The sequence below is a fragment of the Candidatus Amarolinea dominans genome (genome assembly GCA_016719785.1).
GTDB classification, from domain to species: domain Bacteria; phylum Chloroflexota; class Anaerolineae; order SSC4; family Amarolineaceae; genus Amarolinea; species Amarolinea dominans.
Map to the genome: position 1 here is coordinate 163,056 of JADJYJ010000006.1, position 15,464 is coordinate 178,519.

3 protein-coding genes are annotated in these 15,464 nt (G+C 63.2%); all 3 read right to left on the reverse strand.

Going from position 1 to position 15,464, the window contains the following annotated elements; all coding sequences use genetic code 11:
* Nucleotides 1-1,031 precede the first annotated feature (1,031 nt).
* The 3 genes from IPM84_09320 to IPM84_09330 all read right to left on the reverse strand — a co-directional run bounded on the left by IPM84_09320 (nucleotide 1,032) and on the right by IPM84_09330 (nucleotide 15,447).
* The gene (locus IPM84_09320) at nucleotides 1,032-4,400 is read right to left on the reverse strand and encodes a hypothetical protein (GenBank protein ID MBK9092963.1); all 3,369 of its coding nucleotides are present in this window, start codon (nucleotides 4,398-4,400) and stop codon (nucleotides 1,032-1,034) included.
* Nucleotides 4,401-4,405: 5 nt separating this feature from the next.
* Nucleotides 4,406-10,501 carry a DNRLRE domain-containing protein gene (locus tag IPM84_09325; GenBank protein ID MBK9092964.1) on the reverse strand — a complete coding sequence of 2,032 codons (6,096 nt, stop codon included), beginning with the start codon at nucleotides 10,499-10,501 and terminating at the stop codon, nucleotides 4,406-4,408.
* Nucleotides 10,502-11,598: 1,097 nt separating this feature from the next.
* Nucleotides 11,599-15,447, reverse strand: a complete 3,849-nt coding sequence (locus IPM84_09330) for a hypothetical protein (protein MBK9092965.1) — start codon at nucleotides 15,445-15,447, stop codon at nucleotides 11,599-11,601.
* Nucleotides 15,448-15,464 lie beyond the last annotated feature (17 nt).

A 15,464-nucleotide genomic window follows, 5' to 3' on the forward strand; every position in this document is an offset into this window, starting at 1 on the left:
GAGCGAGCCGGTCGTGGAGAAGCTGATGCCTTCGAGCGCGTCAAGGCCGGTGCTGCCAATGACCGACGTCATGCCGGTCGTCGTTTCGATTTTGATCAGAGAGCTGGCGCCGCTCGTCTCAGCGGCGATGCCGATCATTTGCCCGTCATCGGGGTGGAGGGTGATGTCGGTCACGAGTTGTCCGGCCGGGAGTTGAATGACGATGTAGTCCGCATGCCGGCCGAACGCATCATGGATGAATTCGCCGGACTGGGGTTCGATCTGGAAAAGGAGACTGCCCGCGGGTTCGACGGCCACGGCGTAGAGCGCGCCGGAGAACGGATCGAAACTCAAGCCCTGGATGTTCTCGAATTGCTGCCGCCCGGCGGAGCCGTTGCCTTCGCCCAGGGTTCTTTGGAGCGCAGTATAGACCCCAGAAGCGGCGTCCAGTTTGCCGAGCTTCTGACCGTTGACAGCCCACAGTTGACCGGTCCCGGGCTGGCGGGCCAATGCTGTCGTTTGTGAGACGCCGGCGCCGGCGCCGATGTTGGTTTCGTTGCTGGCCGGATTGCCGTCCGAGGGGAAGACAAGGGTCAACAGGCTGCTGCCATTGCTGCCGCCGGCTGCGGCGAGCGCGTAACAGGTATTCGTGTCCGTAGCAGGCATGCGAGGGTCCGGCGCTGATTGCCCGATGATTGCCAGCGCGCTGACAATCAAGATATTCATCAGGGTGTACAACATATTCATTTCTCCTTCGTAATGCCGCGACCACTCGTGCGCAACAGAAGGGATCGGGAGACTTCAAGTGAGCGGTTATGGTTCCATTATAACATAACCGGCTAACAAGTCACCTTACGAACAGATGACAATGCCAGGTGTCTCATAACGAAACCATAACGAAAAGACAGACGAGAAAGCTGCCTGAGCCTTCTCGTCTGTCTTAGGATTAGCGCACCCTTGCGGTCGCCCACGCGGGCAGGCGCAAGGCCATGCCCGCTCCGTGCGCTGGCTGGCTTTCCAACCAGCGCACGGAGTTGCCAGGCGTCGAACGGTTAGCGGCGCATGAAGGGCACGAAGAGCTGCATACCCCACATCCGCGCCGACACCGGCCCGATCATCTGACCGGAGGGCAGCGCCTCCAGGCGGTAGAAGTAGGCCTTGCCCGCGACGGCCGACTCGTCTATCCATTCGTAGCTGGCTCCGCTCCCGCCAACCGCCTGGCTGGCAACCGGCGCACTGGTCATCCGCTGATAGACGCCATCCGCACTGGTCGCACGCCACACGTCGAAGCCGGTGTTGCCACCTTCCGCCAGCGTCGTCCAGGCCAGGGTCACCTGCCCGCTGCTGTGCTGCGTCGCGGTGAAGTTGGTCACCAGGACGCTCGTCGGCGAGATGAACGGGAAGTCGAGCGTCAGGTCGCTCTGCCCGCTGAGCAATACGACGCTGGTCAGCGTGGTCGGGCCGGAGGGCAGATAGCCGTTCGGCTGCGGGAGCACGGTGGCGGTGTACTGACCGGGCGGCAGTCCACTCACCAGGTAGGTGCCGGGCGGGAAACCACCGGCCGGGCCGGTCGTCACCGTGGCCACCACGACGTTGCTGCTGTTCCTGACCTGCACCACGACGCCGCTCAACGGCTGCTCCTGGCCCGGGTCGTAGACATTGTTGCCGTTGGTGTCCACCCAGGTGAAGTCACCGACCGTCACCGGCTGCCAGTAGCCGAAGTCAGCCGTCAGGTTGGTGTCGCCCACACCCGTCGGGTTGAAGTTCTGGATGCAGTACGGGTTGACCTGGCTGTTGTTGTCCTGACCCGGATTGGGGCCGCTGGACTTGGTGTAGGTGTTCAGCACCTGGTTGGCGTCGGTCACGATCACCACGTAGTTGCCAGCCGGGAACTCACCGCTGAAGCGGTAGTTGCCGCCCAGTGCGATGCTGCTGCTCGTCAGTTTGGTGTCCACCAGGAAGTCGAACTGATCGCGAGTGCAGTTGCCGTTGACGTCGTACCACAGCTCCACGGTGACATTGCCGATGCCCGGCTCACCGCCCTGGTACAGTCCGTCCGCGTTGCGGTCCACCCACACCAGGTTGCCGATCGTGCTGTCCTTCAACACGGTCGGGCCAGGGGCGTAGCCAAAGTCCGCGGTCGGGTTGAACTGGCCCTGCGCCAGATTCACTGCGTAGGGTTGAGCCTGGTTGTTGTTGTCCTGGCCGGGGTTGGGACCCACCACCGTGGGCGCATAGCCGGTGAGCACACCGAAGGCGTCACTGACGCGCACCTCGTAGCTGCCCGCCTGCAGACCGACGAAGACGTAGTCGCCGCTGGCGCCCGTCGTCGTCGTGGCAATCACTACGCCGCCCTGGCGCAGTTGCACCGTCACGCCGTGCTGGCCGTAATCGCCGCTCGCCACCGCGAACAAGCCATTGTTATCCTTTTCGATCCAGACCTGGTTGCCGATGGCGCCCATCGGGCGGTCGGTCAGGTGGTAGCCGAAGTCGGCAGTGAGATTGTCGCCGCCCACCGGCAGGATCACCGCGTAGGGGTCGGCCTGGTTGTTGTTGTTCACCCCGGCCGCGCCCAACGGCGACTTGGTGTAGCCGTAGAGCACCCCGTTGGTGTCACTGACATGCACCAGGTAGCGTCCAGCGGTCAACCCGCTGAACAGGTAGTTGCCGGTGTTGGCATCCAGGCTGCTGGCCGTGGTCACGGTCGCGATGATCGGCTCGCCCGCGTTCCACACGCCGTTGCTGTTACTGTCGCGGATCAGGTCCACGCTGACGCCCGCGAACGGCGTGTCGCTGCCGTTGTACACGCCATCCTGGTTGGCATCCAGGAAGACCAGGTTGCCGATCGTGCCCAGCAGGTTGTTGCCGGTATCGTCGTAGCCGAAGTCGGCCTTCAGATACTGATCGCCGGCCAGCACCACGACCGGGCTGTGCGGCACCGGCGTGGTGGCCGTGTACCCGGCGGGCGGGTTGATCGGCGCCACGCTGTAGGAGCCGGCCGGCACTTCGATCAGGTAATGACCGTTGCTGTCGGTGGTGTCGCAGATCGCGGCGCCGCCGGCCATGGGGGTCGCGCAGACCTGCACATTCGGGATGCCCGGCTCGCCCGGCTGCTGCACGCCGTCGCCATTGTCGTCGTACCAGACGGTGTCGCCGATGATCGCCTTGCCCGTCGTCGGCGTCTGGTAGTAGCCGAAGTCCGCGTCCTTGTAGACATCGCCGGCGCCCAGCACGATCGCGCCTGTCGGGTCAGGCTGGCTCTGGTTGGCGATGACATGGGTCAGCCCGGCCAGCACATTGTTGGCGTCGGTCACATCCACGAAGTAGGTGGCCGGCGGCAGGTTGTTGAACAGGTAGCCGCCATCCGCATCGGTGGTCAGGGTACCCACCAGGGTGTCGCCGCCGCTGAGCGTGCCGTTGCTATCATCGTCGCGGTAGAGCGCGACGGTCACGTTCGGGATACCCGGCTCGCCCACATCCTCGATGCCGTCGTGATCCTTGTCGTACCAGACGAAGTCGCCGATCGCGCCGAGCTTGATGTAGCCAAAGTCGGCCGTCAGGTTGTAGCCGCCCTGCGGCAGCACCACCTGGTAGGCCTGCGCCTGGTTGTTGTTGTCCTGGCCCGGATTCGGCCCGATTAGCGTCACCACGTAGCCGGCCAGCACGCCGAAGCTGTCGCTGACGCGCACCTGGTAGGCGCCGCCGGGCAGACTGACGAAGGCGTAGTCGCCGCTGGCGCCGGTCGTCGTCGTGGCGATGACCGCGCTGTTCTTGAGCAACTGCACCGTCACGCCCGCCTGGCCGACATCGCTGCCGTTGGCGTCGAACAGGCCGTTGTAGTCCTCTTCGGCCCAGACCTGGTTGCCGATGACGCCGATGTTGCTGCGATCGAGCGGATAGTAGCCGAAGTCGGCCGTTGTGTTGCTGCCGCCTGGCGCCAGGTTGATGGCGTAGGGGTCAGCCTGGTTGTTGTTGTTCACTCCGGCCGCGCCCAGCGGCGACTTGGTGTAGTCGAACAGCACCGCATTGGTGTCGCTGACATGCACCAGGTAGCGGCCGCCCGGGACGCCGCTGAACAGGTAGTTGCCCGCGCTGCAGGCCGTGCCGCCCACCGTGGTGACCGTGGCGATGATCGGCTCGCCCGCGTCCCAGGCGTTGTTCGCGTTGCTGTCGCGGATCAGATCCACGCTGACGCCGGAGAGGGCGCTGTCGCCGCTGTTGCAGACGCCGTCCTTGTTGGCGTCCAGGAAGACCAGGTCGCCAATAGTGCCCAGTAGCGGGCCATTCTTGTCGTCATAACCGAAGTCGGCGTCCAGGTACTGCTCGCCAATCTGCACGGTCAGCAGGTGCGGGACCGGCGTGGTCACGGTGTAGTTCGCCGGCGGGTTGATCGGCGCCACACTGTAGGAACCGGCCGGCACTTCGATCAGGTAATGACCGTTGCTGTCGGTGGTGTCGCAGATGGAAGCGCCGCCGCCGTTGGCGTCGCGCAGACCTGGATGTTCGGGATACCCGGCTCGCCCGGCTGCTGGATACCGTCGCTGTTGTCGTCGTACCAGACGGTGTCGCCGATGATGGCCTTGCCGCTGCCCGGCTGCTGCACATAGCCGAAGTCCGCATCCTTGTAAACCTGGCCCATGCCCAGGTTGATCACGTTGGTCGGGTCGGGCTGGCTCTGGTTGGCGACGATGTGCGTCAGCCCGGCCAGCACGTTGTAGGTGTCGGTCACGTCCACGAAGTAGGCGCCGGGCACCAGGTTCTTGAAGATGTAGCCGCCGTCCGCATCGGTGGTGGTGGTTGTCACCAGGGTGTCGCCGCCGCTCAGCACGCCGTTACCATCGGTGTCCCGATAGAGCGCCACGGTGACGTTCGGGATGCCCGGCTCGCCCACATCCTCGATGCCGTCCTTGTCGGTGTCATACCAGACGAAGTCGCCAATCGCACCGTACTTGGTGTAGCCGAAGTCGGCCGTCAGGTTGAAGCCGCCCTGCGCCAGGCTGACCGCATACGGCTGCGCCTGATGGTTGTTGTCCTGGCCCGGATTGGGGCCGAGCACCGTCAGCACGTAATCCTTGAGCACCTTGAAGGTGTCGCTGACCCGCACCTGGTAGTTCCCGGCAGGCAGGCTGACGAAGGCGTAATCGCCGCCGGCGCCGGTCGTCGTGGTGGCAATCACCACATTGTTCTGCAGCAGCTCCACGGTCACGCCGGCCTGGCCGACATCGGTGACCAACGGGTTGAAGATGCCGTTGCTGTCGTATTCGATCCAGACCTGGTTGCCGATGACGCCGATGTTGGTGCGATCGAGCGGGTAGTAGCCGAAGTCCGCGGTCTGATTACTGCCCGCTGTGGGCAGGTTGATCGCGTACGGATCGGCCTGGTTGTTGTTGTCCACACCCGCAGCGCCCAGCGGCGACTTGGTGTAGTCCACCAGGACTGCGTTGGTGTCGCTGACATGCACCAGGTAACGGCCTGCGGGCAAGCCGCCGAACTGGTAGTTGCCTGCGGTGCAGGTAGTCCCCGCGGTCGTCGTGGTCGTGGCGATGATCGGCTCGCCCGGGTTCCAGGTGTTGTTGGCGTTGCTGTCGCGGATCAAGTCCACGCTGACGCCGGCCAGCGGGCTGTCGCCGCTGTTGCAGACGCCATCCTTGTTCACGTCGCGGAAGACCAGGTTGCCGATCGTGCCCAACTGCGGCTGCGTCGGGCTGTCGTTGTAGCCGAAGTCAGCATCGAGGTACTGATCGCCGACCGCGACCGTCACCGGATGCGGCACCAGGGTGGTCACTGTCAGACCGGCAGGCGGGTTGGTCGGCGCCACGCTGTAGGAGCCGGCCGGCACCTGCACCAGGTAATGGCCGTTGCCATCGGTGGTGTCGCAGATGGCCGCGCCGCCGCCAACCGGCGTCGCGCAGACCTGGATGCCCGGGATACCCGGCTCATTCGGCTGCTGGATGCCATCGCCGTTGTCGTCGTACCAAACGGTGTCGCCGATGATGGCCTTGCCGCTGGTAGGCTGCTGCACATAGCCGAAGTCCGCATCCTTGTAGACCTGGCCGGTGCCGAGCACAATGGCCGCGGTCGGATCGGGCTTGCTCTGATTGGCGACGATGTGCGTCAGTCCGGTCAGCACATTGTTCGTATCGGTCACATCCACGAAGTAGGTGGCGGTGGGCAGTCCCTTGAAGATGTAGCCGCCGTCCGCGTCGGTCGTGGTGGTCGTCACCAGGGTATCACCGGCGGTCAGCGTGCCGCTGCCATCGGTGTCCCGATAGAGCGCCACGGTGACGTTCGGGATACCCGGCTCGCCCACATCCTCGATGCCATCCTGATCGCTGTCGTACCAGACGAAGTCGCCGATGGCGCCCAGGGCGGGCAGGATGGCCGCGCAGGCCTTTGCCTGCTGATTGGGCAGGGTGGTGTTGGTGTCATCAATCACGCCGCTGGCGATCGCCAGGTTCGGCGTGGCGTCAGTACACTGCGTGCGATAGCCGAAGTCCGCGTTGTTGTAATCCTGGCTGGTCGCCAGCACCACCGTCAGCGGTTCGTTGGCCGTCGTCAGGTTCCAACCCGCGGGCACGGTGGTCTGATCCACATCCACGCAGTAGGTGCCGGCCAGCAGTTGGGTGAAGTCGTAATCGCCGTTGCCGCTGGTCACCAGGGTCTTCTTCGGCGAACCCGAGGCCGGGCACGCGCCTTGATACAGCTTGACCGTCACGCCGTTGATGCCGGGGTCGCTGTCGTTGTCCGGCAGGCCATCGCCGTTCAGATCGTAGAAGACACGATCGCCAATGCTGGCGGTGCCGGCCTGCCAGTAACCGAAGTCCGCGGTCAGGTAATCCTGGCCGCTTGCCAGAACCACCGTCAGCGGCTCGTTGTTGGTGGTCAAGACGAAACCGGCCGGCAGCGTGGTCTCATCCACGTTGACCGTGTAAGTGCCGGCCGCGAGGTTGTTGAACAGATAGTAGCCGGTAGTGCCCGGTTCGGTGATGGTGGTGCGCACCAGGGTTGCGCCCTGGTACAGATTGACGGTGACGCCAGGCAGGCCCGGTTCGTTGGCATCCTGTACGCCGTCGCCATCCAGATCGTGCCAGACGCGATCGCCAATGGTGGCCAGGTTGCTCGAATCCTTGCTGGGCGAGTTGTGCGCCGAAACCAGGGTGATGGCGCCGCAGGCGCCGTTCATCGCGCTCTTGGGCACCGAGAACTCATAGATCAGGTTCCACTCCCAGTAGTTGCCGGAAGTGGCGTTGTAGTTGAAGGGCGGCGAATGCTTGAGCTGACCGCCCCAGGCGCTGCCGGTCCAGTTGGAGTTTTCAAGGTTCCAGTGCAGCGACGTCATGGCGTCGTGGACTGGCGCAGTGCCGGGGTTGGGGCTGTTGTCATGCCCGGTCTGGCCCGAGGTCCAATTGCCGGTGCTGCCGTAGAGCAAATCGAGGTCCACCGAGCTGTAGCTGCCGCCGGTGTAGGTGATCTTGAACGCGGCCTGATCGCTGCCGAGCAGCTTGCTGAAGTCGTGTCCGGTGCTCCAGCCGTCCTGCAGCATGTAGGCGTTGTCCAGACCACTGTCGGCATAGACGTTGCTGTTGAACTTACGGTCCATGACGAAGGACCAGTAGCACATGGTGGAGCCGGCGTAGGAATACAGGTTTCCGCCGGAGGAGCTGTCGCTCGTCATGATGTGAGACGTGTAGCTGTAGCTGCTGTCGAGCAAACCGTCCACCAGGGGATCCGACTGTGGGCCATTGGCGGCGGTGGTTCCCAGCGCCTCGGGCGCGCTCATCGGCGCGCTCATGCTGGTGGCCTGCATTGCCAGGAAGTGAACCACGATCTGGAACGATTGGCCGGGGCTGAGGTCATGCCCGAAGCTGACCGTGAGGTCGCTCCAGTTCAGGGCGCCATCGTCCACGTTGTTATCCGTGGCCGGCGTGGCGCTCACGAAATCGAGCACACCGGTGTCATACCAGTCGCTCAGCGGCAGCTTGTTGATGATGGTCGTGCCGGTGTTGGTGATCCGAATGGTGAAATCAATCTGCTGGCCCAGGTACGCAGGGTCGGCGCTGGTCAGCGTCTTGCTGATCTGCAGGTCGCCGAAGGGCGTGGTGTAGCCGAAATCGGCTTCCAGGTAACTTTCGCTGTCTCCCAGGCTGATCATCGGCGTGGGGTCGTTGTGCGTGGTGATGACATAGCCGTTGGGCACGGTGGCGTCAATCACATCTACGAAGTAATCGGCCGGCGCCAGGTTCTGGAAGATGTACTTGCCGCCGGAGCGCGTGGTCTGCGTGCCGATGACGGTATCGGTGGCCGGCGTGAACAAGCCGTCGCCGTTGTCGCGGTAGAGCTTGACCTGCACACCGTCAATGCCGGCTTCGCCTGCCTGCTGCACGCCGTCGTGATTGGCGTCGTACCAGACCGTGTCGCCGATCTCGCCGGGGCAGATGCCCGGCTCCGCGTAAATCGTGTTGGTGCCCAGTTTGCTCGGCGAGGCGTGAATGTAAGGCACTTCGATGGCGCCAAAGCCAGCGGCGCCGAAGGCGGTCTTCGAGACCTTGATCTCGTAGATCACATCGTAAATCCAGTCGGGATAGGTGGGATTCGGCGTGTAGAACTCATCGCTGGCTGGCGAGTTGACTTCCAGGTCGGTGCCCAGGATGGCGCAGTTGCCGCCGCTGCAGTAGCCCAGGTTGTTCATCGTATACTCGAACGACGTGCCCCAGGCCTGGATGTTGGCTGCGCTGCCGGTGTTCATACCACCGTCGCCGCCGGCCACGCCGAGCGAGCCGTAGCCCGATGGCGTGCCGCTCTTGGCCGAGATGTAGTCCAGGTCGAAGTCGAGCACCTTGGCGCCGTTGCTGTCATAGCCCCAGAACTGGGCGTGATCGGAACCGGTCAGGTTGCTGAAGGAATGACCGCTAGGCCAGTTGACGGCATTCGTGCCGTAGGTGTTATCCACGAAGTCCTTGTCAATAGCCAGGACCATGTAGACCGAATCGCCGGATGCCTGGTAGAAGGTTGCCAGCTTGCCGAACAGCGTGCCCTCGGGGTTGTTGTAACAGAGCTCGGTGGCATCGGGCGAATTCCTGTAAATATCGTCGTAGCGGCCATCAATGACCGGCGGCGTGTTGTCGAAGACCGTGGTGGTGTCGGCTACGCTGTCCGATTTGCTCGGCTCGTTGCCTGACGTCGCGGTGATGATCGTTTGATCCACGGTGTTCTCTGTCGCGCCGGCCGGGACACGGATCTCAGCCACCAGGTAGTAGGTTGCGCCCGCGGCAATACAGACCGGGTTGGTCAGCGCCGGCTCATTGGGGTTGTTGGTCTCATGGACGCCGTTCTGATTGGTGTCTTCCCACAGCAGCACGGTCCATCCCTGGGAGGAGGACTTGGTCACATTGACGCAGTCCTGCGAGCCGCCGTTGTTCGTGATGGTGTGGCCATAGAAATTGACCGAACCAGCCACCGCGTAGCGGGTGAAGTCCGGCTGTACAACCAGCAGTTGGCCGACGCGGGTGCTGTCGGTGGCGGTCGCAGTGGCGCCGGTGGCCTGCGCGGTCGCGGTGATGGTGGTCACATCGGTGATGCCCAACGCGACGACGTTCGGCACATCTACCTGCACCAGGATGGGATAATCCACATTGGGGCCGATGGAAGGCGTCTGGCTGATGATGGTATCCTCAGGATCCTTGACGCCGTTGCCGTTGACATCTTTGTAGATGCGCGTGACCCAGCCCTGCGCTGAAGAGGCGCCCAGGTTGACCACGGTGGTCAGGTTGCCCACGCGCACGATATGCGCATAGGTCTTGGTTTGTCCGGCCACGCCCTCGCCGCTGTTGTTCGGAGAGACCGTAACCCCTGCGGTGAAGCAAACGACCAGCTTGGGACGCTGGGTGGCGGTGCCGTCATCGCTGCTCTTGAAGATCTTCTCGGTCTTGGGGTTGGTCACCGGCGACTCCAGGATCACGCCCAGGTTGGTCGCGGGCGACGCCAACCATCCGCTCGCCAGGCTGGTGATGTTCCAGGAACGCCAGACGCTCTTCGTGTCATCCACCGCGGTGGAGGCCGCGACCGCAGCATCGTAATCGCCGCCCAGGGTTGTCCACAGACTGTTGGCCGCCTTGTCACGCGCTTTCCAGGTCACTTCGGATTCAGTCCACGAGGCCGTGACCCGGTGTGCATTGATCGTCACGCTGCCACCGCTGGCGCCCTTGACGTACAACGACAAGGTTGCGCTGTTGATGATGGCCGTGGGTGTGATGCTGGACAGATCGAAGCGCAGGAGCGCCCGCGTCAGCTTGCCGTTTTCGGTCTTGATTCGCATTTCCGAATCGCCGCCGCGGCGCTCGTCCTGCTTCTCTTGCTTGATATACGCGTCTACCCCAGTGACAGAACTGGGCTGCAGCGTTGTGCATGTCTCACCGGCCGAAGGCGATTCGGCCGACTGAGCGACTGGGACTGCGGGCGCGGCCTGGACTGCACTAGGGTTAAGCCCTGCCAGCGACGCCGACATGAGTAATGTAATTGTCATTACAACGCTCAACCAAGTCATCTTGCTTCTATTCTTCTTCATTTCGAACTCCTTTGACGTCCTGCATAATCTAGTGCGCTACCGAGGCTCCGTGGGAACAGTGAGGGTGATAGAAGCTATGGGGAGCCGAGGCCGTAAAATCCAGCCAATAGGCGGTTTGCTTACAGTTTTCGATGCGCCAGGCATCCTGGTCGAACCGGCATTTTCGTGAAAAGGCTGTGTTCGCAAGGGACGGACGCCGTCTCATCCCCTTGTACAACCCTCCACATGACCGGGGTACTATTCATTATAGTCATAATGACCGCGCACGTACAGGGTCTAACCTTTCAATTGCCTTACGGTTTCGAGGAAGATGCGACGGTGGAGTAATGACCTGGGCAAATCGAACTAATTTGTGATTATAACATGGTTTACAGATTAGTCCAATGGAGAATTGGCGGTGCGACGCCTGATGACCGAGAAAAGTAATTGGGCCTACTTTAGCAGCACGGCAAACGAAACCGGCCCGATCAAGAGATCAGGCCGGTTTCGCCGTTGCCGAAAGCCCCACCGAAAGCCCACCGAATGAATTCGGTGTCTGATATGTCAAACCCGCTCAAGCGGGTTGCGTTGGTGGGAACCCGTTTTGCCAGGTTCTGGTGGTTGAGGCCGTGAATTCGCCCTCCGCAAATTTTACGGATTCAGCCACCACACCCCACACCAACCTGCTTCAGCAGGTTTCGGTGTATCAGACCGTGAATTCATTCACGGGTGTGTATCAGACCGTGAATTCATTCACGGGTGTGTATCAGACCGTGAATTCATTCACGGGTGTGTATCAGACCGTGAATTCATTCACGGGGGTGTATCAGACCGTGAATTCATTCACGGGTATCAGCCGGCTGCCGCGGCCATGCCCAACACCACCGAATGAATTCGGTGTCTGATATGTCAAACCCGCTCAAGCGGGTTGCGTTGGTGGCCCCACCGAATGAATTCGGTGTCTGATATGTCAAACCCGCTCAAGCGGGTTGCGTTGGTGGCAACCTGCCTCAGCGGGTTTGATTATGTCAGCCCGTGAATTCGTTCATGGGCGGATCAGTTCATTTCTTGCCTGTTCACCAACCACTCATGCGCACGACGGGCACGAAGAGCTGCATACCCCACAGCCGCGCAGACACCGGCCCGATCATCTGACCGGAGGGCAGCGCCTCCAGGCGATAGAAGTAGGCCTTGCCCGCGACGGCCGACTCGTCTATCCATTCGTAGCTGGCGCCGCTCCCGCCAACCGCCTGGCTGGCAACCGGCGCACTGGTCATCTGCTGATAGACGCCATCCGCACTGGTCGCACGCCACACGTCGAAGCCGGTGTTGCCACCTTCTGCCAGCGTGGTCCAGGCCAGCGTCACCGGCCCGCCGCTGCGCTGCGTCGCGGTGAAGTTAGTCACCAGGACGCTCGTCGGCGAGACGAACGGGAAGTCGAGGGTCAGGTCACTCTGCCCGCTGAGCAATACAACGCTGGTCAGCGTGGTCGGCCCGGAAGGCAGATAGCCGTTCGGCTGCGGGAGCACGGTGGCGGTGTACTGACCGGGCGGCAGTCCACTCACCAGGTAGGTGCCGGGCGGGAAACCACCGGCCGGCCCGGTCGTCACCGTGGCCACCACGACGTTGCTGCTGTTCCTGACCTGCACCACGACGCCGCTCAACGGCTGCTCCTGGCCCGGGTCGTAGACGTTGTTGCCGTTGGTGTCCACCCACGTGAAGTCGCCCACCGTTACCGGCTGCCAGTAGCCAAAGTCAGCCGTCAGGTTCGTGTCGCCCACGCCCGTCGGGTTGAAGTTCTGAATGCAGTACGGGTTGACCTGGCTGTTGTTGTTCTGACCCGGGTTGGGGCCGGTAGACTTGGTGTAGCTGGTCAGCACCTGGTTGGCATCGGTCACGATCACCACGTAGTTGCCGGCCGGGAACTCGCCGCTGAAGCGATAGTTGCCGCCCAGCGCGATGCTGCTGCTCGTCAGCTTGGTGTCCACCAGGAAGTCGAACTGATCGAGAGTGCAGTTGCCGTTGACGTCGTACCACAGTTCTACGGTGACATTGCCGATGGCCGGCTCACCGCCCTGGTAGAGGCCGTCTGCGTTGCGGTCCACCCACACCAGGTTGCCGATCGTGCTATCCTTCAACACGGTCGGGCCGGGAGCATAGCCGAAGTCCGCGGTCGGGTTGAACTGACCCTGCGCCAGGTTCACCGCGTAGGGCTGCGCCTGGTTGTTGTTATCCTGGCCGGGGTTGGGACCCACCACCGTCGGCGCATAGCCGGTGAGCACACCGAAGGCATCGCTGACTCGCACCTCATAGCTGCCGGCCTGCAATCCGACGAAGACATAGTCGCCGCTGGCGCCTGTCGTCGTCGTGGCAATCACCACGCTGTTCTGTAACAGCTCCACCGTTACGCCCGCCTGCCCCACATCCGCGCCATTGGCGTCGAATAGACCGTTGTTGTCTTTCTCGATCCAGACCTGGTTGCCGATGGCGCCCATGGGGTGGTCGGTCAGGTGGTAGCCGAAGTCGGCGGTCAGATTGTCGCCGCCCACCGGCAGGATCACCGCGTAGGGGTCGGCCTGGTTGTTGTTGTTCACCCCGGCCGCGCCCAACGGCGACTTGGTGTAGCCGTAGAGCACCCCGTTGGTGTCGCTGACATGCACCAGGTAGCGTCCAGCGGTCAACCCGCTGAACAGGTAGTTGCCGGTGTCGGCATCCAGGCTGCTGGCCGTGGTCACGGTCGCGATGATCGGCTCGCCCGCGTTCCACACGCCGTTGCTGTTACTGTCGCGGATCAGGTCCACGCTGACGCCCGCGAACGGCGTGTCGCTGCCGTTGTAAACCCCATCCTGGTTGGCATCCAGGAAGACCAGGTTGCCGATCGTGCCCAGCAGGTTGTTGCCGGTATCGTCGTAGCCAAAGTCGGCCTTCAGATACTGATCCCCGGCCAGCACCACCACCGGGCTGTGCGGCACCGGCGTGGTGGCCGTGTACCCGGCGGGCGGGTTGATCGGCGCCACGCTGTAGGAACCGGCCGGCACTTCGATCAGGTAATGACCGTTGCTGTCGGTGGTGTCACAGATCGCCGCGCCGCCGGCCATGGGGGTCGCGCAGACCTGCACATTGGGGATGCCCGGCTCGCCCGGCTGCTGCACGCCGTCGCCGTTGTCGTCGTACCAGACGGTGTCGCCGATGATGGCCTTGCCCGTCGTCGGCGTCTGGTAGTAGCCGAAGTCCGCGTCCTTGTAGACATCGCCGGCGCCCAGTACGATCGCGGCCGTCGGGTCAGGCTGGCTCTGGTTGGCGATGACATGGGTCAGCCCGGCCAGCACGTTGTTGGCGTCGGTCACATCCACGAAGTAGGTGGCCGGCGGCAAGTTGTTGAACAGGTAGCCGCCATCCGCGTCGGTGGTCAGGGTACCCACCAGGGTGTCGCCGCCGCTCAGCGTGCCGTTGCTGTCATCGTCGCGGTAGAGCGCGACGGTCACGTTCGGGATGCCCGGCTCGCCCACATCCTCGATGCCGTCGTGATCCTTGTCGTACCAGACGAAGTCACCAATCGCGCCGAGCTTGATGTAGCCAAAGTCGGCCGTCAGGTTGTAGCCGCCCTGCGGCAGCACCACCTGGTAGGCCTGCGCCTGATTGTTGTTGTCCTGGCCCGGATTCGGTCCGAGCAGCGTCACCACGTAGCCCGCCAGCACGCCGAAGCTGTCGCTGACGCGCACCTGGTACGTGCCGCCGGGCAGACTGACGAAGGCGTAGTCGCCGCTGGCGCCGGTCGTCGTCGTGGCGATGACCGCGCTGTTCTTGAGCAACTGCACTGTCACGCCCGCCTGACCGACATCGCTGCCGTTGGCGTCGAACAGGCCGTTGTAGTCCTCTTCGGTCCAGACCTGGTTGCCGATGACGCCGATGTTGGTGCGATCGAGCGGATAGTAGCCGAAGTCGGCCGTTGTGTTGCTGCCGCCTGGCGCCAGGTTGATGGCGTAGGGGTCAGCCTGGTTGTTGTTATCCACCCCGGCCGCGCCCAGCGGCGACTTGGTGTAGTCGAACAGCACCGCATTGGTGTCGCTGACATGCACGAGGTAGCGGCCGCCCGGGACGCCGCTGAACAGGTAGTTGCCCGCGCTGCAGGCCGTGCCGCCCACGGTAGTGACCGTGGCGATGATCGGCTCGCCCGCGTCCCAGGCGTTGTTGGCGTTGCTGTCGCGGATCAGATCCACGCTGACGCCGGAGAGGGCGCTGTCACCACTGTTGCAGACGCCGTCCTTATTGGCGTCCAGGAAGACCAGGTCGCCAATCGTGCCCAGTAGCGGGCCATTCTTGTCGTCATAACCGAAGTCCGCGTCCAGGTACTGCTCGCCAATCTGCACGGTCAGCAGGTGCGGGACCGGCGTGGTCGCGGTGTAGTTCGCCGGCGGGTTGATCGGCGCCACGCTGTAGGAGCCAGCCGGCACTTCGATCAGGTAATGACCGTTGCTGTCGGTGGTGTCGCAGATGGAAGCGCCGCCGCCTGTGGGCGTCGCGCAGACCTGGATGTTCGGGATGCCCGGCTCGCCCGGCTGCTGGATGCCGTCGCCGTTGTCGTCGTACCACACCGTATCGCCGATGATGGCCTTGCCGGAGCCTGGCTGCTGGACATAGCCGAAGTCAGCATCCTTGTAGACCTGGCCGAGGCCGAGGGTGATTGGATTCGTTGGGTCAGGCTGGCTCTGGTTGGCGACGATGTGCGTCAGCCCGGCCAGCACGTTGTAGGTGTCGGTCACGTCCACGAAGTAGGCGCCGGGCACCAGGTTCTTGAAGATGTAGCCGCCGTCCGCGTCCGTCGTCGTGGTCGTCACCAGGGTGTCACCGGCAGTCAGCGTGCCGCTGCCATCGGTGTCCCGATAGAGCGCCACGGTGACGTTCGGGATGCCCGGCTCGCCCACATCCTCGATGCCGTCCT